This window comes from Glycomyces sp. NPDC047010 (genome assembly GCF_040644205.1).
Lineage (GTDB): Bacteria > Actinomycetota > Actinomycetes > Mycobacteriales > Micromonosporaceae > Glycomyces.
The window spans coordinates 143,887-167,382 of the sequence record NZ_JBEYVY010000001.1 but is presented as its reverse complement, the minus strand read 5'-3'; the positions used below and the strand labels follow the sequence as shown (position 1 = coordinate 167,382).

Annotated in this window: 19 protein-coding genes; 12 read left to right on the top strand and 7 right to left on the bottom strand. The window is 71.5% G+C overall.

What is annotated here, in order from left to right:
* The first annotated feature begins 55 nt into the window (after nucleotides 1-55).
* Together mmsA and mmsB are read left to right on the top strand one after the other, a co-directional pair.
* On the top strand, nucleotides 56-1,609 hold the full coding sequence (gene mmsA, locus AB0A65_RS00770) for a multiple monosaccharide ABC transporter ATP-binding protein (protein WP_359944082.1): 1,554 nt from the start codon (nucleotides 56-58) through the stop codon (nucleotides 1,607-1,609).
* Nucleotides 1,606-2,901 carry a multiple monosaccharide ABC transporter permease gene (mmsB, locus tag AB0A65_RS00765; protein WP_359944079.1) on the top strand — a complete coding sequence of 432 codons (1,296 nt, stop codon included), beginning with the start codon at nucleotides 1,606-1,608 and terminating at the stop codon, nucleotides 2,899-2,901. The genes mmsA and mmsB overlap by 4 nt, the downstream gene beginning before the upstream one ends.
* 70 nt (nucleotides 2,902-2,971) lie before the next feature.
* On the opposite strand, the gene AB0A65_RS00760 is transcribed toward mmsB, so the two are convergent.
* The 3 genes from AB0A65_RS00760 to mce form a co-directional block, all read right to left on the bottom strand.
* A complete protein-coding gene (locus AB0A65_RS00760) occupies nucleotides 2,972-4,774 on the bottom strand; it encodes a DivIVA domain-containing protein (RefSeq protein WP_359944076.1) in 1,803 nt (600 codons plus the stop codon).
* 174 nt (nucleotides 4,775-4,948) lie between these two features.
* A complete protein-coding gene (locus tag AB0A65_RS00755; protein WP_359944073.1) occupies nucleotides 4,949-6,148 on the bottom strand; it encodes a cell division protein DivIVA in 1,200 nt (399 codons plus the stop codon).
* A 215-nt stretch (nucleotides 6,149-6,363) separates the two neighbouring features.
* Complete coding sequence (mce, locus tag AB0A65_RS00750; RefSeq protein ID WP_359944070.1) at nucleotides 6,364-6,792, bottom strand: methylmalonyl-CoA epimerase; 429 nt, start codon at nucleotides 6,790-6,792, stop codon at nucleotides 6,364-6,366.
* A gap of 42 nt (nucleotides 6,793-6,834) precedes the next feature.
* Here mce and AB0A65_RS00745 point away from each other — a divergent pair, with 42 nt between their 5' ends.
* The 9 genes from AB0A65_RS00745 (at nucleotide 6,835) to AB0A65_RS00705 (ending at nucleotide 17,794) form a co-directional block, all read left to right on the top strand.
* Nucleotides 6,835-7,992: an acetyl-CoA C-acyltransferase gene (locus tag AB0A65_RS00745; protein ID WP_359944067.1), complete on the top strand. Its 1,158-nt coding sequence runs from the start codon at nucleotides 6,835-6,837 to the stop codon at nucleotides 7,990-7,992.
* Nucleotides 7,992-8,927: a methylmalonyl Co-A mutase-associated GTPase MeaB gene (gene meaB / locus AB0A65_RS00740; protein WP_359944064.1), complete on the top strand. Its 936-nt coding sequence runs from the start codon at nucleotides 7,992-7,994 to the stop codon at nucleotides 8,925-8,927. Before AB0A65_RS00745 ends, meaB begins: the two co-directional genes overlap by 1 nt.
* 42 nt (nucleotides 8,928-8,969) lie before the next feature.
* Nucleotides 8,970-11,588 (top strand): valine--tRNA ligase, encoded by a 2,619-nt coding sequence (locus AB0A65_RS00735; protein WP_359944061.1) that lies wholly within the window; start codon nucleotides 8,970-8,972, stop codon nucleotides 11,586-11,588.
* A gap of 59 nt (nucleotides 11,589-11,647) precedes the next feature.
* A complete protein-coding gene (locus AB0A65_RS00730; protein WP_359944058.1) occupies nucleotides 11,648-12,985 on the top strand; it encodes a folylpolyglutamate synthase/dihydrofolate synthase family protein in 1,338 nt (445 codons plus the stop codon).
* Nucleotides 12,978-13,367, top strand: a complete 390-nt coding sequence (locus AB0A65_RS00725; protein WP_359944055.1) for a DUF4233 domain-containing protein — start codon at nucleotides 12,978-12,980, stop codon at nucleotides 13,365-13,367. The genes AB0A65_RS00730 and AB0A65_RS00725 overlap by 8 nt, the downstream gene beginning before the upstream one ends.
* The gene (locus AB0A65_RS00720; RefSeq protein WP_359944053.1) at nucleotides 13,364-13,888 is read left to right on the top strand and encodes a GNAT family N-acetyltransferase; all 525 of its coding nucleotides are present in this window, start codon (nucleotides 13,364-13,366) and stop codon (nucleotides 13,886-13,888) included. Before AB0A65_RS00725 ends, AB0A65_RS00720 begins: the two co-directional genes overlap by 4 nt.
* A gap of 101 nt (nucleotides 13,889-13,989) precedes the next feature.
* Entirely contained in the window at nucleotides 13,990-15,855 is a 1,866-nt protein-coding gene (locus AB0A65_RS00715) for an SCO2524 family protein (RefSeq protein WP_359944050.1), read from the top strand.
* A gap of 2 nt (nucleotides 15,856-15,857) precedes the next feature.
* Nucleotides 15,858-16,802 (top strand): SCO2523 family variant P-loop protein, encoded by a 945-nt coding sequence (locus tag AB0A65_RS00710; protein ID WP_359944047.1) that lies wholly within the window; start codon nucleotides 15,858-15,860, stop codon nucleotides 16,800-16,802.
* Nucleotides 16,799-17,794, top strand: a complete 996-nt coding sequence (locus tag AB0A65_RS00705; protein ID WP_359944044.1) for an SCO2522 family protein — start codon at nucleotides 16,799-16,801, stop codon at nucleotides 17,792-17,794. The genes AB0A65_RS00710 and AB0A65_RS00705 overlap by 4 nt, the downstream gene beginning before the upstream one ends.
* Here AB0A65_RS00705 and AB0A65_RS00700 read toward each other — a convergent pair.
* Nucleotides 17,791-18,810, bottom strand: coding sequence for an SCO2521 family protein (locus AB0A65_RS00700; protein ID WP_359944042.1), 1,020 nt, complete (start codon nucleotides 18,808-18,810; stop codon nucleotides 17,791-17,793). The genes AB0A65_RS00705 and AB0A65_RS00700 overlap by 4 nt on opposite strands.
* A 43-nt stretch (nucleotides 18,811-18,853) precedes the next feature.
* Nucleotides 18,854-20,632 carry a VOC family protein gene (locus tag AB0A65_RS00695; RefSeq protein ID WP_359944039.1) on the bottom strand — a complete coding sequence of 593 codons (1,779 nt, stop codon included), beginning with the start codon at nucleotides 20,630-20,632 and terminating at the stop codon, nucleotides 18,854-18,856.
* A gap of 126 nt (nucleotides 20,633-20,758) precedes the next feature.
* Between AB0A65_RS00695 and ndk the strand changes: the two genes are divergently transcribed.
* Nucleotides 20,759-21,166, top strand: coding sequence for a nucleoside-diphosphate kinase (gene ndk / locus AB0A65_RS00690; protein ID WP_359944036.1), 408 nt, complete (start codon nucleotides 20,759-20,761; stop codon nucleotides 21,164-21,166).
* A 44-nt stretch (nucleotides 21,167-21,210) separates the two neighbouring features.
* Here ndk and AB0A65_RS00685 read toward each other — a convergent pair whose 3' ends face one another.
* Nucleotides 21,211-21,798, bottom strand: coding sequence for a nucleotidyltransferase family protein (locus AB0A65_RS00685; protein ID WP_359944033.1), 588 nt, complete (start codon nucleotides 21,796-21,798; stop codon nucleotides 21,211-21,213).
* Nucleotides 21,799-21,877: 79 nt separating this feature from the next.
* Entirely contained in the window at nucleotides 21,878-23,395 is a 1,518-nt protein-coding gene (locus AB0A65_RS00680) for a PucR family transcriptional regulator ligand-binding domain-containing protein (RefSeq protein ID WP_359944031.1), read from the bottom strand.
* Between the last annotated feature and the right edge of the window lie 101 nt (nucleotides 23,396-23,496).

The following is a 23,496-nucleotide window of genomic DNA, read 5'->3' as shown; positions in this document are numbered from 1 at the left end:
GGGCGCCCCCGAACCTCTCCCCAGAGCAGTCCAATTCTCCAATTAGGACGAATCAATGTCTGAAGACATCCTCCGAATGCGGGGGATCACCAAGCGGTTCCCGGGCGTGCTCGCACTGTCCGGGGTCGAATTGGGGGTCAAGCGGGGCACGATCCACGCACTCGTCGGCGAGAACGGCGCCGGCAAGTCCACTCTGATGAAGGTCCTGTCGGGCGTGTACCCGCACGGGGACTTCGAGGGTGAGATCGAGTTCGACGGCAAGCCCGCCGAGTTCCGCAACATCCGCGACTCCGAAGCCTCCGGCGTGGTGATCATCCACCAGGAGCTCGCCCTGGTCGGCGAGCTGTCCATCGCCGAGAACATCTTCCTCGGCAACGAGCAGAAGAAGCGCGGCGTCATCTCCTGGGACCGCACCAACGCCGAGGCCGCCCGCCTCATGGCGCAGGTCGGCCTCCAGGACAGCCCGGCCACGCTGGTCGAGAAGATCGGCGTCGGCAAGCAGCAGCTCGTCGAGATCGCGAAGGCGCTCTCCAAGGACGTCAAGCTGCTCATCCTCGACGAGCCCACCGCGGCCCTGAACGACACCGACTCCGACAACCTCCTCGACCTGCTCCGGCAGCTCCGCGAGGAGGGCGTCACCAGCATCATCATCTCCCACAAGCTGGGCGAGGTGCTGGCGGTCGCCGACCGCATCACCGTGCTGCGCGACGGCCAGTCGATCGAGACGCTCGACACCGCGGCCGACGCCGTGACCCAGGACCGGCTCATCAAGGCCATGGTCGGCCGCGACCTGGAGCACCTGTTCCCGCCGCACGAGCCGAAGATCGGCAAGGTCTTCTTCGAGGTGAACGACTGGACGGTCCACCACCCCGACCAGCGCCAGCGCGTCATCGTCAACGGGGCGGCCCTGAACGTCGCCCGCGGCGAGATCGTGGGCCTGGCCGGGATCATGGGCGCGGGCCGCACCGAGTTCGCCATGAGCCTGTTCGGCCGCAGCTGGGGGTCGAACATCTCCGGCACCGCGTCCATGGACGGGAAGGCGCTCCAGCTGCGGAACGTCCCCGAGGCCATCGAGGCGGGTCTGGCGTACGCCACCGAGGACCGCAAGCACTACGGCCTGCACCTCGACTACGACCTGCGCGAGAACTTCACCCTCCCCGGCCTCCACAAGCTCTCTAAGCGCGGGGTCGTGGACCAGGACCGCGTCGACTCGGTCTCCGAGCGGCTCCGCAAGGAGTTCGGGGTCAAGGCGCCGTCGGTCCACTCGCTCGCCGGGAACCTCTCCGGCGGCAACCAGCAGAAGATCGTGCTCGGCAAGTGGGTGTTCACCGAACCCGAGCTGCTCATCCTCGACGAGCCGACGCGGGGCATCGACGTCGGCGCGAAGTACGAGATCTACGAGCTGATCCACCAGCTGGTCGACCAGGGCAAGGGGGTCCTCATGATCTCCTCCGAACTGCCCGAGCTGCTCGGGATGTGCGACCGCATCTACGCGATGAGCGCCGGGCACATCACCGGTCAGGTGGACCGGGAACATGCCACACAGGAAGAGCTGATGCGCCTCATGACCCTTGAGACCGCCAGCGGGGGAGAAGAGCAACGCCAATGACCACCGTCCAGACCAAGCCGCGTCCGAGCCTGCTCGGCGCGCTGCGCAACATCAACCTGCGCGCCTACGGCATGATCATCGCGCTCGTGCTGATCATGATCCTGTTCCAGGTGCTCTCCGTGGCGATCCAGAACCAGAACTTCATCACGGCGCAGAACCTGACCAACGCGATCCTCCAGAACTCGTACATCCTGATCCTCGCGATCGGCATGATGCTGGTGATCGTCAACGGCCACATCGACCTGTCGGTGGGCTCGGTCCTCGCGTTCAGCGGCGCCATGTCGGCGATCGCGCTGTCGCACTGGGACTGGCCGTGGTGGGCGGCGGTCCTGTTCGCCATCGGCATCGGCGCCCTCATCGGCGTCTGGCAGGCGTTCTGGATCGCGTACGTGCGCATCCCGGCGTTCATCGTGACGCTCGCGGGCATGCTCATCTTCCGCGGCCTGACCCTGAAGGTCCTGGACGCCGAGACCATCGGCACCACGGGCACGTTCAACACGCTCGCCTCCGGGTACGACGTCGGCGGCGTGGAGCTGCGCGTCCCGACCCTGGTGCTGGGCCTGCTGGGCGCGGTCCTGTGGGTGTTCTTCCAGGTGCGCGGGCGCGCCCGCCAGAACAAGGCCGGGATCGTCGGCTCCTCGCAGATCGGGTGGCTCGTCAAGACGGTCGTCGTCGCGGCGGTCATCATCGTGGCCGCGTACACGTTCTACTCGTACAAGGGCCTGCCGATCATCGGCTGGATCCTGCTGGCGCTGGTGCTGCTGTTCACGTTCATCGCGAACCGCACCGTGTTCGGCCGCCACATCTACGCGGGCGGCGGCAACGAGAAGGCCGCGCTGCTCTCCGGTGTGAAGACCAAGCAGACGACGTTCTGGGTGTTCGTGATCATGGGCGCGATGGCCGGCCTGGCCGGCGTCATCGTGACCGCGCGCCTGCACTCGGCGACGCCGGGCGCGGGCAACACGCTGGAGCTGTCGGCCATCGCCTCGTCGTTCATCGGCGGCGCGTCGGTCACCGGCGGCGTGGGCACCATCATCGGCGCCGTCATCGGCGGTCTGGTCATGGGCATCATGAACCAGGGCATGACCGTGCTGGGCATCGCGACCGACACGGTCCAGGTCATCCTGGGCCTGGTCGTGCTGGCCGCGGTCCTGTTCGACGTGTGGAACAAGAAGCGCGCCACCGGGGGCGGCAACGTCCCGCTCGTGGGGATCACCCCAGGGGGTTCGGGCGAGGCCAAGCGGGCGGAGAAACCCGACGCCAAGGAGCCCGAGAAGGCTTCCACCAGTTAGGGACCGAGGCTCCCCTCGGTAGCAGGAGGGCCCCGCACCGATCCGGTGCGGGGCCCTTCCGTTCGCTTCCTTACGAGGAGGAGACCTTCTCGGCGGCCTCGCTGCTGCTGGCCTGCTTGCCGCCGTTCTGCGGGCGCTTGCGGCTGTTGTTCGCGGCGGGCTTGTTCACCGGCGCGTCCTGGGCGGCGGGCTCCTCGGTGCGGCCCGCGCGGGCCTCCTCGACGAGCTTCTTGGCCTGGGCGCGGGCGGTGGAGAGGATCGCCTCGGAGTCGCGCCGCGCGGTCTGCTTGGCGGACTTGGAGAGCTCCTCGGCGCGGCGCTTGGCGTTGTCGGCCTTCTTCTCGGCCTCCGTGACGTACTGGTCGCGGTCGCTGCGGACCTGCTCCGCTTCGAGGTTCGCGTCGTCGAGGATCTGCGCGGCCGCGGCCTTGGCGTCGGCGACGAGCCGCTCGCGCTCGGCCTCGATCTCGGCGAGCTCGGTGCGGGCGCGCTCGACGTCGGCTTCGGCCTCGACCTTCGCCTGGTCGGCGTGCTCGCGGATGCGGGCGGCCTCGGCGGCGGCGTCGGCGGTGATCCGGTCGGCCTCGGCGGCGGCCTGGCCGCGGAGGCGCTCGGTCTCGGCGGCGGTCTCCTCGGTGAGGCGGCGGGCGGCGGTCTCGGCGGCCTCGCGCTCCTGGCGGCTCGCGTCGGCGGCCTCGTCGCGCAGGCGCTGGGTGGTGCGCTCGGTGTCCTCGGTGAGGCGCAGGGCCTCGGCCTCGGCGGTCTCGCGCTGGACGCGGGCGGCCTCGTCGGCCTCGGCGGCGAGGGCGGCGACCTTCTCCTCGGTCTCGGCGGTGACGCGCTGGGCCTCGGTCTCGGCCTCCTCGACGCGGCGCTGGGCCTCCTGGCGGAGCCGCTTGGCCTCGTCGGCGGCCTCGGTGCGGGTGAGGGTCGCGTTGTCGGCGGCCTCGGCGCGCAGTCGCGTGGACTCGTTCTCGGCCTCGGTGCGGACGGTCTGCGCGAAGGTCTCGGTCTCCTGCTTGAACCGCTCCAGGTTCTCGACGGCCTCGGTGCGCAGGTCCCGCAGTTCCGCCTCGTGCTCGGCGCGCTTGCGCTCGGCCTCGGCGTCGGCCTCGGCGGCGATCCGGTCGGCCTTCTCGCGGGCCTCGGCGACGGCCTGCTCGGAGGCGAGGGCGGCGTCGTCCTTGAGCTGCTGGGCCTCGGTGCGGAGGCGTTCGACGTGAGCGACCAGCTGCCGGGTCTGCTCGTCAGCGGCGGCCCGCTTGTTCTCGGCGTCCTGCTCGGCCTCGGCGACGAGGGCGGCGGCGCGCTCCTTCGCCTGGTCGACCATGGACTGGGCCTCGCGGGCCCGCTTGTTGATCTCGGCGTCGATGATCGCGCGGCGGTCGGCCTCGGCCTTCTCGGCGGCGGCGCGGCGGGCCTTCAGCGTGGTCTCGAAGTCCTTGCGGGCCTGCTCGATCTGCGCTTCGGCTTCGCGCAGGCGCTGGTCGGCGCGCTGGTGCAGGTGCTGGGTCTGGGCGTGCGCGTTGGCCTTGATCTCCTCGGCCTGCTCCTCGGCGAGGGTGAGCATGTGCTCGATGCGCACGCCGAGGTGGCGGTAGGAGGCGTTGTCGCCCGCGGCGCTGCGGCGCCGCAGCTCCTGGATCTGCGCCTGCAACTGCTGGATCTGGACCACGAGCCGGTCGATCTGCGCGAGCGCCTCGGCGCGTTCCCCCGCCAATGTGTCCATCTGGAGCTGCATCTGCTGGAGGTACCGGTCCACCTGCCGCTTGTCGTAGCCGCGCAGGGCCGTCTCGAACCCCCGGTCGATGGGTCCGCCCTCATCGAAGCCGGTCAGGAGTTCGGAATCGTCGAGTCTGTCTTCACGCGCCATGCCCTCATCCTCACGTAAGCCGCGTCCCGCCACCTCCGGACAGGGACCGGATGTGACGGGACGCGGCCGAGCTGTGGTTCCTCCACCGTCGACCTACGCCTACGATCATTCTTCACTGTCGTAGGTCTCGACGGTAACGCGGATTCGCCAGGTTTACTTGTTCGTCGGGTTTTTCTACTTGTCGCCGTCCTGCTGCCCGAGCGCCCCGCCGAGGGCGCCGCTGACCAGACCGCTGAGGTTCCGCAGGGTCTCCTGCACCTGGTCGCGCTTCGCGGTGAGCTCGGACACCTTGGTCTCGGCGTCCTTGGTGACCCGTTCCGCGTCGGACTTGGCGTCGGCGAGCAGCCGCTCGGCCTCGGACTTGGCGTCCGTGACGAGCTTGTTCGCGTCCTTCTTCGCCTTGGACGTGGTGTCCTCGGCGTACTTGTCGGCCTCGGACCGCTTCTCCTCGCCGCGGGTCTCCGCGGACTTCGCGCGCTCCTCGGCGTCGCGGGCGCGGTTCTCGGCGTCGGAGACGAGCTTCTGCGTCTCGGCGACGGCGCGCGTGTGGCGCTCCGACTCCTCGCGCTCGGCCTTCTCCTTGCGCTCGGCCAGTTCGAGGTCGAGGGCCTGGAGGTCCTTGTCGCGCTTCTCCTTCGCCTCGGCGAAGAGCTTCGCGGCCTCGGCGCGCTTCTCCTCGGCCTCGCGGGCGGCCTTGGCGCGCAGCTGGGTGATCTCGCGGTCCGCCGTGGCGCGGAGGGTCGCGACCTCGCGCTCGACGGACGCCTTGAGCTCGGCGACCTCGTGGCCGGTCGCGGTGCGCAGCTGCTTGGTCTCGCGCTCGGCGTCGGCGCGGAGGGTCTCGCATTCGCGGCGGGCGTTGGTCCGCAGCTCCGCGACCTCGCGCTCCACCTGGGTGCGGAGGGCGTTGGCCTCGCGCTCGGCGTTCTGCTTCAGGGAGCCGGCCTCGCCGCGGGCGGCGTCGGTGATCTCGCGGGACTCCAGGCGGGCGGCCGAGAGGATGCCCTCGGTCTCGCGCTTCGCCTCGGCGCGGTGCTCGTTGGCCTGCTCTTCGGCCAGGCGCAGGATCTGCTCGACGCGCGTGCCAAGACCGGACAGGGTCGGGCGCGTGTTCTCCTCAAGCTGCTTCTGCTGCTCGGAGAGGCGCTGCTCAAGACCCTGGATGCGCTGCTCGGCCTGGCGCAGGCGACGCTGCGCGTCGGTCATCCGCTGCTCGGCCTCGGTCCGCTGCTGCTCGGTCTGCGTCAGCTTGGCGATGTTCTTCTGGATGAAGTCATCCACTTGGTGACGGTCGTACCCCCGCAACTGCACGGGGAACTCCGGCACCGATTGGTCGTTGTCGAAAAAGGTACTGCTGGAGGGCTGCTGCGACATGGACCAATACTTGCAGACGCGACTGCGAATGTCGACAGCAAGGTCAGGGGTTTGTGGAGGTCGAACCACCCGCAACACTAGCCGCAAATCGGGCGAATCCCTTGGAACGACACGGATGTCGAAGACGGTGAAGTTTCGGTGTCCTCCAGGTATCACCCGAATGGCGTCATCTATCCGACACTATCCGTGATGCGGGTGCCTGACCTGCAAGGGCCCTAAGCGGGTTCGACCAGTTCGACCAGGACGCCGCCCGCGTCCTTCGGGTGCACGAAGTTGATCCGCGACCCCGCGGTGCCCTCGCGCGGCTCGTCGTACAGCAGCCGCGCGCCCCTCGCGCGCAGCACCGCCGCCGCCTTCTCCACGTCCTCGACGGTGAACGCCAGCTGCTGGAGCCCGGGGCCCTTGGCCCCCAGGAACTTCGCGATCGTCGACTCCGGCGTCAGCGGCGCGAGCAGCTGCACCTGCGCGCCCCCCTCGGGCCACGCGACCATGACCTCCACGACGCCCTGCGCCTCGTTGACCTCCCGGTGCACCGCCCGGCCCCCCAGTGCGCCCTCGTACCATTCCAGGGCCGCGTCGAGGTCGGGGACCGCGATGCCCACGTGATCGATGCGCCGCAATCCGATTCCGTCCGTGTAAGTCATACGATCGAGCGTATCGAGCGAATCGACCAACGGAGGTCCGCCATGAACGACAGCACCGTCATCCTCGCCGCCGCCCGGACACCCATCGGGCGCTTCAACGGGGCGCTCGCCGACATCCCGGCCACCGACCTGGCCGGGACCGCGATCCGAGCCGCCATCGAACGCGCCGGCGTCAGTCCCGACCTGGTCGACCAGGTCCTCCTCGGACAGGTCCTGTCCGCGGGGTGCGGCCAGAACCCCGCCCGCCAGGCCGCCGTCGCCGCCGGGCTCCCCATGCGCGTGCCCGCCCTGTCGATCAACAAGGTGTGCCTCTCGGGGCTCACCGCCGTCGGCCTCGCCGACCAGATCCTGCGCGGCGGCGCCGCCGACGTGGTCGTCGCCGGGGGCATGGAGTCCATGAGCCGCGCCCCGCACCTGCTGCCCGGCTCGCGCCGCGGCTTCAAGTACGGCGACGCCGTGCTCCTCGACCACCTCGCCCACGACGGCCTCACCGACGCCTACGACGGCATCTCCATGGGCGAGTCCACCGAACGCCACCTCAAGGGCCGCGGCATCACCCGCGAGGCCCAGGACGCGTTCGCCGCCGAGTCACACCAGAAGGCCGCCAAGGCCGCCGAGCGCCTCGCCGAGGAGATCACCCCCGTCGAGACCCGCAAGGGCTACGTCGACGCCGACGAAGGAGTCCGCCCCGAGTCCACCCCCGAGGGCCTCGCGCAGCTGCGCGCCGCGTTCACCGAGAACGGCACCATCACCGCCGCCTCCGCGTCCCAGATCTCCGACGGCGCCTCCGCGCTCGTCCTCGCCCGCAAGTCCACCGCCGAGGCCAACGGCTGGGCCTGGACCGCCGAGATCCTCGCGTACGCCACGGTCGCCGGACCCGACAACTCCCTGCTCGACCAGCCCGCCAACGCCATCGCGAAGGCCCTCGGCCTCGCCGGCGCCTCCGTGGCCGACCTCGACGTCATCGAGATGAACGAGGCGTTCGCCGCCGTCGTCCTCGCCTCCGCCGAGACCCTCGGCGCCGACCCCGACCGCGTCAACCCCGACGGCGGCGCCATCGCCCTCGGCCACCCCATCGGCGCCTCCGGCGCCCGCCTCGCCCAGACCCTCGCCCGCCAGCTCGCCCCCGGGAAGCTCGGCGCCGCCGGGCTCTGCGGCGGCGGCGGACAGGGCGACGCCATCGTCCTCAAGGGAGCCTGATGGCCCGCACCGACCTGCCGCTCCCCGACCTCGTGGCCGCGGCCCGCGCGGGCGACCGCCGCGCCACCGCCCGCCTCCTCACCGTCGTGGAGAACAACACCGCCGACGCCCCCGAGCTCTCCAGGCTCGTCAAGGGCGGCGACGCGCAGATCGTCGGCATCACCGGCTCGCCCGGCGTCGGCAAGTCCACGCTCGTGTCCGCGCTCATCACCGCCTGGCGCGAGCAGGGCCTGCGCGTCGGCGTCCTCGCCGTCGACCCGTCCAGCCCGTTCACCGGCGGCGCGATCCTCGGCGACCGCGTCCGCATGGCCGACCACGCCCTCGACCCCGGCGTCTACATCCGCTCCATCGCCACCCGCGGCCACCTCGGCGGCCTCACCGCCACCACCACCGCGGGCGTGCGCCTCCTCGAAGGGCTCGGCTTCGACACCGTCATCGTCGAGACCGTCGGCGTCGGCCAGGCCGAAGTCGAGATCGCCTCCCTCGCGGACACGACGCTCCTGCTGCTCGCCCCCGGCATGGGCGACGGCATCCAGGCCGTCAAGGCCGGGGTCGTGGAGATCGCCGACGTCTACGTCGTCAACAAGGCCGACCGGCCCGGCGCCGACGGCACCGTCCGCGACCTCAAGGCCATGATGAGCCTCGTCCGCCGCGAACCCGGCGAATGGCGCCAGCCCGTCTGCACCACCGTCGCCTCCGAGGCCAAAGGCGTCGACGACCTCGTCGCCGCCATCGGCAAGCACCGCGACTGGCTCTCCGAGGGCGACCGGCTCGCCCTCAAGCGCCGCCAGAGGGCCGCCGCCGAGATCCGCGCCCGCGTCGACGCGGAGACGCGGCGGCGCTACCGGGTGACGGACGCGCTGGCGGAGGCCGTCGCGAACGGGGAGACCGACGTCGCCTCGGCCGCGCGGAGCGTTCTCGGCGACACCGGCTAAACCTCTTCGCCTTCGCACCGCGCGGCTTCGTAGACTGGAACGGTGACAGACGCAGCTGAGCAGACACCGGCCCCGGAAACCCACCTGCCGAAGACGTACGCGCCCGTAGAGGTAGAGGCGCGACGCTACGCCAAGTGGGTAGCCGACGGCCGGTTCAAGGCTGCCGACGACTCCGACCGCGAGCCCTACGCGATCGTGATCCCCCCGCCGAACGTGACGGGGCAGCTCCACCTGGGGCACGCGCTCGACCACACCCTCATCGACACGCTGGTGCGGCGCGAGCGCATGCGCGGCAAGGAGGCCCTGTTCCTCCCCGGCACCGACCACGCCGGCATCTCCACGCAGAACGTGGTGGAGCGCCAGCTCGCCGACAAGGAGGGCCTGTCCCGCCACGACCTCGGCCGCGAGGCGTTCGTGGACAAGGTGTGGGAGTGGAAGGACGTCTACCACGAGCGCATCACGTCGCAGATGAAGAAGATCGGCGACGGCGTGGACTGGGACCGCGAGCGGTTCACCCTCGACGAGGGCCTCTCGCGCGCCGTGCAGACCATGTTCAAGCGCATGTACGACGACGGCATGATCTACCGCGCCGAGCGCATCATCAACTGGTGCCCGCGCTGCATGACCGCCCTGTCGGACATCGAGGTGGAGCACCAGGACGACGCGGGCGAGCTCGTGTCCATGCGCTACGGCGACGGGGACGCGTCGATCGTGGTCGCCACGACCCGCCTGGAGACCATGCTCGGCGACACCGCCGTGGCCGTCCACCCCGACGACGAGCGATACAAGCACCTGCTCGGCACCACCGTGGAGGTCCCGTTCACGGGCCGCCGCATCCCGATCGTGGCCGACTCGCACGTCGACCCCGAGTTCGGGACCGGCGCCGTCAAGGTGACGCCCGCGCACGACCCGAACGACTTCGCGATCGGCCAGCGCCACGGCCTGGAGTCGATCCTCATCATGGACGAGCGCGGCGTGATCACCGCGCACGGCCCGTTCGAGGGGCTCGACCGGTTCGAGGCCCGCTCGGCGATCGCCGCGGCGCTGCGCGCCGAGGGCCGCATCGTGGCCGAGAAGCGCCCGTACATGCACGCGGTCGGGCACTGCGAGCGCTGCGACACCACGGTGGAGCCGCGCCTGTCGAAGCAGTGGTTCGTGAAGGTCGCCTCGCTCGCGAAGGCCGCCGGGGACGCCGTGCGCTCGGGCGAGACGAAGATCCACCCGCCGGAGATGGAGAAGCGCTTCTTCTCGTGGGTGGACAACCTGCTCGACTGGTGCATCTCGCGCCAGCTGTGGTGGGGCCACCGCATCCCCATCTGGTACGGCCCCGATGGGGAAGAGGTGTGCGTGGGTCCGGGCGAGACCGCGCCAGAGGGCTACACCCAGGACCCGGACGTGCTTGACACGTGGTTCTCCTCGGGGCTGTGGCCGTTCTCCACCTTCGGGTGGCCCGAGGACACGAAGGCCCTGGAGAAGTTCTATCCGACCGCGGTGCTCGTGACCGGCTGGGACATCATCTTCTTCTGGGTGGTCCGGATGATGATGTTCGGCACCTACGCCATGGGGAAGGCCCCGTTCGGCGAGGTGTTCCTGCACGGCCTCCTGCGGGACAAGAACGGCAAGAAGATGTCGAAGTCCTCCGGGAACGGCATCGACCCGCTCGAAGTGGTGGACCAGTACGGCGCCGACGCGCTGCGGTTCATGCTCGCCCGCGACGCCAACCCCGGCGCCGACGCGATCGCCTCGATCGAGCTGGCCGAGATCTCCCGGAACTTCTGCAACAAGCTGTGGAACGGGACCCGGTTCGCGCTCATGAGCGGCGCGACCCTCGAAGGGGACCTGCCCGCCGAGCCGTCGCTGATCGACCGGTGGATCCTGTCGCGGCTGTCGAACACGATCGAGGCCGCCGACGGGTACTTCGCGCAGTACGAGTTCGCGAAGGCCATGGACGTGCTGTACCACTTCGCGTGGGACGACGTGTTCGACTGGTACCTGGAGCTGACGAAGCCGGTGCTCGCCGAGGGCGGGACCGCCGCGGAGGAGACCCGCCGCGTCATCGGCCACGTCTTCGACCAGCTGCTGCGCCTGCTGCACCCGGTGATCCCGTTCGTGACCGAGGAGCTGTGGCTCACGCTCACCGGCACCGAAGAGCAGGGCGACTCGCTGACCGTGGCCGCGTGGCCGGTCGCCGCGGGCGCCGACGACGAGGCCGAGCGCCTTGTGGGCGCCCTCCAGCACCTCGTGACCGAGGTGCGGCGCTTCCGCTCGGACCAGGGCGTCAAGCCGAGCCAGCCGGTGCCCGCGCGCATCACGGGCCTGGACCCGGCGGGCCTGGCGCAGGCGGGGCCGCTCATGCGCGCGCTCGTCAAGCTGGAGCCCGAAGGCGAGGGCTTCGTGCCCACCGCCGAGCTGGCCGTGTCGGACCAGATCACCGTCGCCCTCGACACGTCGGGGACGATCGACGTCGCCGCTGAGCGCGCGCGGCTCGAAAAGGCCCTGAAGGCCGCGGAGAAGGAGCTCGCCGGGACGACCGCGAAGCTCGGCAACGAGGCGTTCCTCGCGAAGGCCCCCGACGCCGTGGTCGACAAGATCAAGGCCCGCAAGGCCACCGCCGAGGCCGACATCGCCCGCGCGACCGCGCAGCTCGCACGACTCGCTTAGGCGGGGGCCGGGGCCGCGTCCGGCCCCGGCCTCCTCTTTCTCACTGGGGGACTGACACTTTGAACGCCGAACTGGCGCAGGTCGAAGCGGCGCTGGAGTCCCGCGGGTTCTCCCGCTGGGACTTCACGCTCGACCGCATCAAGCAGCTGCTCGACCTCATGGGCGACCCGCAGCGGTCGTTCCGCTCCGTCCACATCACGGGGACGAACGGCAAGACCTCGACCAGCCGCATGATCGAGCGGCTCCTGCGCGGGCACGGCCTGCGCACCGGCATGTTCACCTCGCCGCACCTCAACGACGTCACCGAGCGCATCAACGTCGACGGCGAACCGATCAGCCCCGAGCGCCTCGCCCAGCAGTACTACGAGATCGCGCCGCTCGCCGAGCTCGTCGACCGCGAGGCGTCCGAGCCGCTCACGTACTTCGAGATGACCGTCGCGCTCGCCATGGGCGCGTTCGCCGACACCCCGATCGATGTCGGCGTCATCGAGGTCGGCCTCGGCGGCGAGACCGACTCCACGAACATCCTCAACGCCGAGGTCGCCGTGATCACCCCGATCGGCATCGACCACACCAAGTGGCTCGGCGAGACCCTCGCGGAGATCGCGACCATGAAGGCCGGGATCGTCCACGAGGGGTCGACGCTCGTCACCTCCGTGCAGGAGCGGTCCGCGATGGAGCCGCTGCTGCGCCGCGCCCAGTCCGTCGGCGCGAAGCTCGTCCCCGAGGGCCGCGGCTTCGAGGTCACCGCCCGCGAGGTCGCCGTCGGCGGCCAGCTCCTCACCATCGAGACGCGCGCCGCCCGCTACCAGGACCTGTTCCTGCCGCTCCACGGCGAGTACCAGGCGCACAACGCGGCTCTCGCGCTCGCCGCCGTCGAGGTCCTCCTCGGCGCCGGTGAACCGAAGGCCCTCGACGCCGAGGTCGTCGGCCAGGCGTTCGCGGAGTTCACGTCCCCGGGCCGCCTGGAGGTCGTGCGCTCCGAGCCCGCGGTCGTCCTCGACGCCGCGCACAACCCGGCGGGCATGGAGGCCATGACGAAGGCCGTCGCGGAGGAGTTCAACTTCCGCAAGCTCGTCGGCGTCGTCGGGATGCTCGCCGACAAGGAGGTCGACCACATGCTCGAACTCCTGGAGCCCATCCTGGACGAGATCGTGATCACCAAGTCCTCCTCGGACCGGGCCATGCCCGCGGCGACCCTCGCAAAGCTCGCCGTCGAGGTCTTCGGCGAGGAGCGCGTCCACGTCTACCCGCACCTGCGCGACGCCGTCGCCCGCGGCATCGAGCTCGCCGAAGAAGCCGACGACCTGTACGAGTCCGGCGGCGGCGTCCTCGTCACCGGCTCGGTCTTCACCGTCGCCGACGCCCGCAAGATCCTGGTCGGCCGCCGTGGCTGACCCCGAAGGCACCGCCCCCGAGGAACTCGACCCGAACCGCTCCGGCCTGCGCAACCCCGAGCGCGCCGCCCGCAGCCTCGCGGCACTCGCCCTCGTCTTCGAGGCCCTGGCGCTGCTCATGGCGATCGTCCCGATGCGGATGATCCTGGACAACCCGGCCCCCGCGACCATCGCGATCGTCGTCCTCGTGGTCCTCTGCATCGCCCTGTCCGGCATGGCGAAGCGCCCGTGGGTCTGGCCCGCGGGCGCCGTCCTCCAGCTCGCCGTCATCGCCTGCTGGCCGATCCACTGGTCCCTCGGCGTCGCCGGCATCGTCTTCGCTCTCGTCTGGGCCTACTGCTGGTCGGTGAAACGCCAGCTAGCCGCCCCGCCGAAGCGATGAACGTCCTCGAAACCGAACGGCTCCTCCTGCGGCCCCTGGCCGTCGGCGACGCCGCGGCCCTCGCCCCGATCAACGCCGACCCGGAGGTCATGCGCTACATCGGCGAAGGCGCCCCGCGCATGCTGGAGCAGACCGAAGCCCTCTGCGCGAAAGCCGCGGCCCACTGGGACGAGCACGGCTGGGGCGCGTTCGCGGTGACCGAGCGCGACGGGGGCGCACTCGTCGGCCTCGCGATCCTCGCCGTCCCGTCGTTCCTGCCGGAGATCCTCCCGGCCACCGAGGTCGGCTGGCGCATCGCCCGCGACCGCTGGGGCCGCGGCTACGCCCCCGAGGCCGCCCGCGCCGCCGTCGGCTTCGCCTTCGGGGAACTCGGCCTCGACCGGGTCGTCTCCTGCATCCACGCCGAGAACACCGCCTCCGTCCGCGTCGCCGAGAAGCTCGGCATGGCCCTCGAACGCGAGACCGTCGTCCCGGTGTACGACGTGCCCTGCCGCGTCTACGAAAAGCGAACTGTCGGGTAGGCGACAACACGCGTTCTGCGAGTCTGTTTGCGTCCCATCTGCATGCGATAGTGAAGCTGTCCGTTTCGGCCCAGAGCGCACGGCGGTGGTCCCCTGTGAAGATGCAGCCTCGGCAACAGCTCCTCGACATCTGGAAGGCCCAGGTCGCCTACAGCTGGCGGCCCGCGGACGACGGGTCCAGGCGCAAGGAGTGGCACTGGGGCGGGCGGAACGACTCCGACGCCGTGGGCGACGCCCAGCAGCTGCTGTGCCTGCTCTACCCCGCGCAGGAACTCGTGGACCTGCGCTACGCCGACCCTGACGCGACCAGCGACGCCGTCCTCGAAGCGCTCTCCGGGCTCGGCGACGCCGTCGAGATCCCCATCCGGGTCATGCGGCTCATCAAGGACTACATGGAGAAGCACGTCGACGAGGAGGGCGTCCCCGTCTACTCCGGCGGCTCCAACATGCACCGCGTCGACCGCAGCCAGAAGGCCACCGCCGAGCAGCGCGCCATCGACGTCACCGAGGGCTTCGCGCTCGCGATCCCGCTGAGCCTCACCGCCCTCACGTTCCTCGCCGACTTCTCGCCCACCGTCGACCGCATGGGCCGAGCCGACCTCGTCCAGGAACTCGCGCAGGTCGAGCAGACCGTCCACCGCCGCCTCCTCGGCGCGATCACCGGCCTCCTGCGGTCCTTCGCCGTCTCCACCTTCGACGCCGACGACGACTTCGGCCGCCAGCTCATCGCCCTCATCAACGTCGACGGCCAGCCCGACCGCAAGATCGTGCGCCGCTTCAGGGAAGAGGCCGAGGAGATCATCGCGACCCTCCGCACGATCACCGTCGGCTCCGGCGGCACCGCGGGCGTCGAGGCCCCCACCAAGCTCTTCGAGATCGGCTGGTCCTGGTCCGTCGTGGAGAAGGCCCCCGACATCCTCGAACTCTCCGACACCTCCACCCAGCGCACCGGCCGCGCCGAGGACGCCCCGTACCTCTACTTCACCGTGGTCGCCATCGAGGCCATCGCCACCCTCTACTCCGACCGCGTCATGCGCCGCAACCTCCTCACCGAGGAGGAGCGCCGCCTCGCCCAGTCGCTCCAGATCCGCCTCGACGTCACCCGCCGCTACTGGGCCATGGTCGCGTCCTTCGGCGGCGGCTCCAAATGGCCCCTGGAGGACGTCCCCTGGCGCACCACCGACGGCCTGGAGTACGACTACTACACGCTCCTCGTCTGCGCCGTCGCCACCGAGACCTTCGGCTCCAGCCGCGGCGGCGACGACGACCTCATCCGCCTCGCCGACGTCCTCGTCGAACTCGCCAACCGCGGCCGCATCACCCGCCGCCCCCTCGTGGGCGACCGGTCCATCGAGATGCACTTCCCCGGGGTGAAAGCCGAACTCGCCGGCATCGAGAAGCTCGACGGCCCCGCGATGATCTGGAACATGGTCGACTTCGCGCCCCTGCTCCTCAAGCGCATCTACAACGCCGCCGGGCTTCTCGTCACCATCGACGCCCGCGCCGAACTCCTCGAAGTCGCCGACCTCGTCTGGGACCACCTGGCGCGCAGGCGCATCCGCGACGGCGGCGCCGCGCGCCTGTGGGACCAGCCGCAGCAGGTCTACACCGAGCTGCCGAACTGGTTCGAGGACCCGTCCTGGCACTTCACCATCCGCGTCGTCGAGGCCATGGTCCTCGCCGCGAAGTTCGCGGGCTCCGAACCCGCCCGCTCCCGGAGCCTGGAGACCCTGGCGCACGAGCTGCTCGTGGAGGCCGAGCACATCTACGACCAGGAGTTGCTGCGCGGCTCCGGGAACGCCGGGCCCGCGCTGGCGCAGGAGATCCGGTCGGTGGGGCTGACGATCCGGCACGCGAAGGAGGTCGTGGACGAGCGCCCGGCCACCGCGTTCTCCCTGGGCGTCAAGGCCCTCATCGACCTCGACCGGCTCATCTCGGCCGGCCGCGACGCCGAGACCGGAGTGTGACGATGCTGCTGTTCGCGACCTCGGACAAGGGCGGCACGGGCCGGTCGGTCTCCTCGTGCAACCTCGCGTACCGGCGCGCCGTCCAGGGCATGAACGTGTGCTATGTGGACTTCGACTTCGGCTCGCCCACGGCCGGTGCGATCTTCGGGATCGACGACCTGGAGCACGGCACGTACGGCAACGGCATCCACGAGTACCTCCAGGACCTCGCCTCCGAGCCCGAGCGGCACTCGGTGTGGGCCGTGAGCGACCGGACCGAGCTCCAGGCCCGCCCCGACGGCGCCGGGGAGCTGGTCCTGTGCCCCGGGGACGCCGACGGCTCGGAGTTCCCCGGCGACGAGAACACCGTGGACCGCTGCGTCAAACTCCTGCAAGAGCTCTCGCGGGAGTTCGACCTCGTCATCGTGGACCTCTCGGCGGGCCGCTCGCACGCCACCGAGATGGTCATGGCCGCGACCGCCCGCCCCGAGCTCGCGAACCTCCCGTGGCGGTGGATCGTCTACCACCGCTGGACGAAGCAGCACGTCATCGCCGCCCACTCCCTCGTCTACGGCGAGCGCGGCCTCGTGGAGACCGCGAAGTCCTACGGCGAGGAGTACCAGCGCAAGCTCCTCGCGTCGATCCGCTACGTGCGCACCGCGGTCGTGGACCCCGACGGGGCCGATCTCAAGGGCCTGGAGGCCACGCAGATCCGGTGGCTGCGCAAGATCGACGCCGACCTGCACCAGATGGCCGCGCGCCTGAAGCTGGGCCGCATGAACCTCCTCGGCTCGGTGCCGCTCGACCCGGTCCTCCAGTGGCGCGAGCAGATCATCACCGACGCCGACACGGTGACGCTGCGGATCGCCAACCAGGAGACCGTCCGGGCCTTCTCCGACCTGGCGTCCCGCTCGGCGGAGGAGCTGTTCGTGCCCGGACTCGAAGCGAGCGTCCGGGGGATCGAATGACGTACGAGGAGACCAGCGCCAAGCAGCGCACCGAGCGGTTCGGCATGTCCCACCTGTCGATCGAGGTCGGGCACCTGTACGCCGACGACCTCGCCCGGCCCGACGCGCTCAAGGAGCAGATGGCGTCGGCGGCCGCGTGGGTCCACGGCACCACCGAGGCCCTCACGAAGCGCCTCGGCGGGCGCACGCCGCGCGTGAGCACCTGCTACCTCGTGGACGACTACTTCCACCAGGACCTGCCCGACCCCGAGCACCTCATCGCCCAGGTCTCGGAGGCCGCCGCGGCCGCGGGCCTGCGCATCGACTACCTGGCACGCGAGTCCTCGTGCGACCGCATGGGGCCCTTGCAGCTCGCGGCGCTGGTGGCCGACCGGATCGTGTTCGAGCCGCCGCCGGGCACGAACGGCTCGCGCCCGCCGGTCTCCGACCTCGGCTGGCTCCCCAACGGCGTGCCCACGCCGAAGCCGCGCGGCATCGCGATGGGCGCGCCGCTGCGGTGGATCCCGCCGAGCCAGAACGCGCGCCGCGAGCACTCGGTGTTCCTCGACGTGGAGCTGTGGAACGACACCCCGAAGGGCCGCCGCTGGTCGTGCCCGATGCTCGCCGCGGTGTGGCAGCTCATCCGCCTGGGCGTGCTGCGCGACGGGGGCAAGCGCATCGGCGTGCCCGAGCCAGTCGAGTCGCTCGTGCCCGCCGAGCACGGTCACGTTCCGGGGCAGCGCCTCGGGAACCGCTTCCCCGACCGGTGGTCGGAGATGCCGCCGATCCTCCAGCTGAACAAGAAGGCGTTCCCGTTCCCCGCGTACCGGACCGTGTCGGTCCTGTCGGTGGACTTCCTGGAGGTCGAGCACGCGGTGCGCGTCATCTGCGGGAGCGTCCGCCCCGACACGGGCGCGCTCGACCAGATCCGCAAGTCCGCCGAGCGCGAGGGCATGTCGCTTCCGGACGAGCTGGTGGACCGGCTGGCCTACATCTTCCAGGGACCGCTCTAGCGCAAGAACCGGTCCGCGGACCCGCCTTGGCGCTGGTTCTGCTCCATCATGTCGAGCATCTTCGCGGCGAGATCCGCTGCGCCGTAGTCGATCTGGGAGCGAACGCGCTCGGTCATCGTGGCCCACTGCCGCGACAGGCCGGGGCGCCGCTCCAGCGAGTCCCACATGAACTCCAGGTCGCGGGAGGTCCGCGCGCCCGCCGACCACAGGTGCAGCAGGTGGTCCACGACCGGGCGGAGGGTGCGCAGGGTGTGCCGCGGGTCGTCGCCGATCTTCGCGAGCGCGATCCGCGCGGCGACGGCCGTCAGGAGCCAGTCGTGGATCGCGAGATCCTCTGCGGCGGCGGCGATGTGCTCGGGATCGACCAGGCCGGTGACCATGCTCATGCGCCGCCTGTCGTTGCCCACCAGGCGGAACGCCACGGCCCGCTGCGTGCCGGGGTCGGCGATGGCGGCCCACCGCAGGCGGGTCGAGCCGGTCTTGACGGGCGGGCGCTGGTCGAGGACGGGGCGCGAGAGCACGTCGTGAATGGAGTGGCGGGCGATGGCGGCGGTGTCGAGCAGTTCCGAGCGGTCCCTGCGGTTCTCGGCGACGAGGAACGCGCGCGCGAGGCGCTCGGCCTCGAAGTTCCCGATGGTCTCCAGCGTCCCGGGCCGCGCCAGGTAGTACGACCAGGGCATCCGCCGCGGCTGCTGCGGCGGGGCGACGGCCGTCCACGCCGAGCCCTGGAGGAGGTGCCCGCCGGTGAGGACCGCCCGCGAGCAGACCGTGCCCACGGCCCGGACCGTGCCGTTCGCGGACTTGTCGTCGGCGTGCCGGTTGTCCTGCTTGGGCGCGAGGGGCAGCTTGCAGTCGACGCCGTGCAGGAGCACGGGCGAGGCCGTGTGCGGGACGGGCCGCGCCCACTGGACGACCGTCTCGCCGACCGCGAGCGACAGGGCCGCGCGGGCCTCCTCGGGCGTCAGCGGCCGCGAGTGCGGCAGCAGCGCGGTGTGGATCTCGCCGACGATGAGCATTGGGCACACTCCGGTTCGCAAGGGCGGGAACGGCTTCGGTCGACTAGTCGCGCTCCCGGTGCTCGGTGATCGCCAGGCCGTGCCCGTCCGGGTCCCGGAACGCGGCCGCCCGCATCTCGTAGTTCTGCCCCAGCAGCGCGGTCCGCGGCAGGTGCAGGAACTGGACGCCCGCCTCGTTCATTTGCGTGAACGCGGCGTCTATGTCGCCGACCTCGAAGGTGAGGTGCATGATCCCGGTCTCCCCGGGCGGTGCGTCGGGGCGCTCCCACAGGAGGATCTTCCCGAAGCCCGCGTCGAGGACGGCGGCCTCGGCGGTCCGGTCGGAGATCGCCAGACCCAGAGCATCCCTGTAGAACTCGACGGAGCGCTCCAGGTTCGCGACCACGAGGGTCGCCGCGACGTCGGTGACGTCGGTGCCTCCGAGCCGCTGCTCCGACAGGAGCAGTTCGGCGAGGTCGCGGGCGAGGCTGCTGCCCTCCTCGGAGGTGCGGGGCTGCGGCGGGGACGGCGCGCGGAGCTTGGAGGCGGCTCCGGCGATGGGGCCCTTGCCCGGCGGCTCCTCGTCGAGCGGTGCTTCGTCGAGCGGCATGTCGATGACTTCGACCTTGGTCTCCCCGCCGATCTGCTCGCTCGGCAGCGTGAACGCCGCGGGCGGGTCGGCGGGCAGCGGGGCGGACTCCGAGGACGCCGAGTCCACGGGCGCCTCGCTCTGCGGGGGCGCTTCGGCTTCCGCCGCAGGCGGTTCGGGCTCGGCCGCGGGCTCCTCGGCCGCCGGTGGCGCCTCGACCGGGTCGGCCTGCCGCTCCCGGGACGGCTCGGACGCGGCCTTCAGCGCCTCGGACACCACGAACAGCGGGGGACCGGGAGCCGCCGCGTCAGGTGCGGTGGGCTCGCGCTGCGGCAGCTCCTCGACCGGTTCTGTCACAACGGGTTCGGCGTTATTCGACGTGGCTTCTTCTGCCGCAAGCGGTTCGGGCTCGGCGGCCGGGGCCGGAGGCTCGGCGGGCGCCGCGGCCGGTTCGGTCAGCGGCTCCACTTCGACGGGCTCGGCCACCGGGGTCGCGGCCGGAGGCGGAACGGCCGCGGCGGCAGGTGCCACGGGAGGTTCAGGTGCCTTGGGCGGCTCCGGGATCGGCGCGGTCTCGGGCCGGTCGGGCTGGAACAGGTCGTCCAGTGAACCGCGCTCGGGCTCCTTCTTGACCGCGGCGCCGCGCGGCGGGTCGTCCTCGACGATGAGGTCTTCGAGCCGGTGCTGCCCGATGAGCGGCGGCGCCGGGACCGGCTGCGGGAAGCGCCGGGCGGAGTGCTCGACGGTGAAGAACGCGATGCACCCTGCGAGGCAGAGGAACGCGAGCACGGCGATGCCGACGCTCTGCGCGCCGATCGCCATGGAGGTGAAGAAGAACGCCAGGATCAGTAAAGTGATGGCGCCGATCGCCCGCGAGGTGCGCCACCGCATCCGCCTGTCCGCGTTGAGGACCGTGCCGATCGCCTCGCCGCCCGCCGCGTGGTGCTGGCGCGCGTGGAGGTCCTTCATGGCGTGCTGGTTGATGCCCCACCAGCGCGCCTGCTGCTGGCGCCGCTGCTGGTCCTGGAGGAGGCGCTGCTGCCGCAGCTGCTCGGCGGTCTGGCCGCGGGCCTGCTGCTGGCGTACGCCGCGCGGCTGGGCCTTCGCGGGCGCGGCCTTGCGGGCCCCGGCCTTGGCGGCCCCGCCTTTCGCCGCACCTTTTGTCCCGCCACGGGCGGCCCCGCCCTTCGCGCCGCCCCGGCTGGGGGCCTTGGAAGGCCGCGGGGTGGGACGGGGTGGCTGTCTCGAGGGCATCTGGGACACCTCATCCGCAACTGGGAAACCGGGTTTCAACGTGAATCGTACGTGGGTGAGGCAACCGGCACAACATCGCTTACGATGGCAGCCACCAATCCGACAGACGCTTACAAGGAGTTCCACGTGGCCGAGCAGCGCACGCTCGTGTTGATCAAACCCGACGCCGTCCGGCGCGGGCTCATCGGCGAAGTCCTGTCCCGCCTGGAGCGCAAGGGACTGCGCGTCGAGGAGCTGCGGCTGCGGACGATGGACGAGGCGCTGTCGGACGCGCACTACGCCGAGCACGTGGGGCGGCCGTACTACGACGGGCTGAAGTCGTTCATGACGTCCGGTCCGCTGGTGAGCCTGGTGGTCTCCGGGGACGAGGCGATCCCGGTGGTGCGGCTGCTCGCCGGCGCCACCGACGGCCGCAAGGCCGCGCCGGGGACGATCCGCGGGGACTTCTCGGTGTCGAACCAGCAGAACCTCATCCACGCCTCGGACTCGGAGGAGTCCGCGAAGCGCGAGATCGACCTCTGGTTCACCGCTTAGGGTGCACCGCTGACGACGCTGGCAGCAGTGCGCCCGGGGCCCCGCTAGGCGGGGCTCGGGTGCTGGAGCGCCGCCAGGTCGGCCGGGGTGTCGATGTCGAGCGGGTCGCCCGGGCACGCGACCTCGGTCACGAGCTCCCCGTTCGCGGCGATGAAGTCGCGGGCCCCCCGGTCCCCGACGGCCCCGGCGGCGATGCCGTCGAGGTGCTCGCGCGCGAAGTACATCGGGTGGCCGCGGCGGCCCGCGTACGTCGCGATCGCGATCGTCGCCCCTTCGGCGGCGGCCGCGATGAGCCGCCGCACGGCCTCGGCCTCGATGCGCGGCTGGTCGACGAGGGTCACGACGACCCCGTCGTAGCGGGACGGCACGGCCGCGAGCCCCGCTTTCAGCGAAGTCGACAGCCCCTGCCCCCAGCGCCGGTTCACGACCGGCGTGAACGCCTCCGTCGCCGCGGCGAGCGCCTGCTCGGCCCCGGCGCCGAGCACGGCCAGGACCTGGCGGCACCCGCCGTCCCTCAATGTGGCCACGGCCCGGTCGAGCAGGCTGCGGCCGTCGTATTCGACGAGGGCCTTCGGCTGGCCGAAGCGCCTTCCGGCGCCTGCGGCGAGCACGAGCCCCGCGGTGTTCCCCATGTGTCGATCCCCCTTGTGCTGGTCCCGCCTCGCGGCGGAATGTGCGGCGGCGCCCCCTGCGCCGCCCGTCTGGGGGCGGTCAGTCGAGGCTGACCGCCAGTGCGAGGTCCATCCGGTCGAGGGGGTTGCGCAGGTCGCGGCCGGTGAGCTCCTCGACGCGGCGCATGCGGTACCGGACGGTGTTGACGTGGACGTGGAGGCTCACGGCGCACTGGCGCCAGGAGCCGTCGCATTCGAGGAACCGCCGCAGGGTCGGCAGCAGGTCGGAGCGGTGGCGGGCGTCGTATTCGAGGAGCGGGTCGAGGACGCGGGTGCGGAACGCGCGCGACACGTCAGGGGGGACGGCCGCCAGGAGCATCCGGTGCGACACGAGGTGGTCGGGTTCGGCGACCTCGATGCGGCCGGGACGCGGCTGGGCGAGCGCCGCGGTGTGGCGGGCCTGTTCGAGGGCGCCGCGGAGCCCGCCGGGGGAGGCGACGGGGTCGGCGATGCCGACGCCGACGGCGCCGGTCCCGCCCGGGTGCGCGGCTTGCAGGACCGCGGCGGCGCGCCGCGCCCAGGCGACGAGGCGGGCGCGCTCCTCGGGTCCGGCGGCGACGCCGGTGAGGACGGCGACGGTCTCCTCGCCGCGGCTCGCCCACGCGGCCGTCGGCGGGTCCAAGGGGTCTTCAATTGTTGCGGCCGTTGCGTAGTGGAGGGTCTCGGCGACGACGGCTTCGCGGAGCGACTCGGGTTCGCCGGTCGCGGCGACGACGGTGGCGGGGCCGTCGGCGGGCAGGCCCGCGGAGCGCAGCAGGTGCTCGTCCACGCGGCCCTCGTGCAGGGCGGTGACGAGCTCGACGTGCGGGGCGGGGCGCTGCGACGGGTCGTCCAGTTCGAGCATGAGCAGGGCCGAGAGCTGCTCGGCGACGAGGCGGCGCTCCGGCGGCCAGCGGGTGTGGTCGTCGTCCACGACCAGGAACCGTCCGGTGTGGATCGTGGAGCCGATGCCGAACACCGAGCAGCAGCGGTGCCGGTCCAGGGTCACCTTCTGCGGCAGCCGGTCCGCGGCGTGCGCGCGGGCCACGACCGCGGCGCGCTCCGACTCGCCGAGCTCCAGGTTCCCGCGCAGGGCGCGCCCGGCGGGGGACAGGACCAGGCACTCCATGCCCAGTTCGCGGTCGATGAGTTCGAGGATCTGCCCGATGCCGTCGGCGGCGATGAGGCGGCGGTGGCGGTCCAGGAGCGAGGCGAGGTCCCCGGAGCGGCCCGCGGAGAGGCGCTGCACGATCCGCTCGGTGATCTCCGCGAACGCGACCTCGGCGTCCACGGTGAACAGCGGCAGGTCGTGGGCGGCGCACGCGTCGACCAGATCGGACGGCACCGAGTGGAAGTCGGGGTGGTCGCCCGCGCCGAGCGCGGTCACCCCGGCGGCGGTCAGGTTGCGCACGAACGCGTCCGAGTCCCGTTCGGCCCGGCGCCACATCATCCCGGTGAGCACCAGCTCGCCGCCGGACAGGTACCGGCGGGGGTCGCGCAGGTCGGTCGGCACGACCCACCGGACCTCCCGGTCCAGGTGGTGGCGGCCCGACACGAGGGTCAGGCCCAGTTCCGGCATCTGAAGCAGGGTACGCAGTCGCATGGTGGCCCCCAGGGGGTCCGGCCTTCTCAGGCGGGTTCGGGACGCGGTGGATACAGCCCACCATAGCCCCGCGCCCT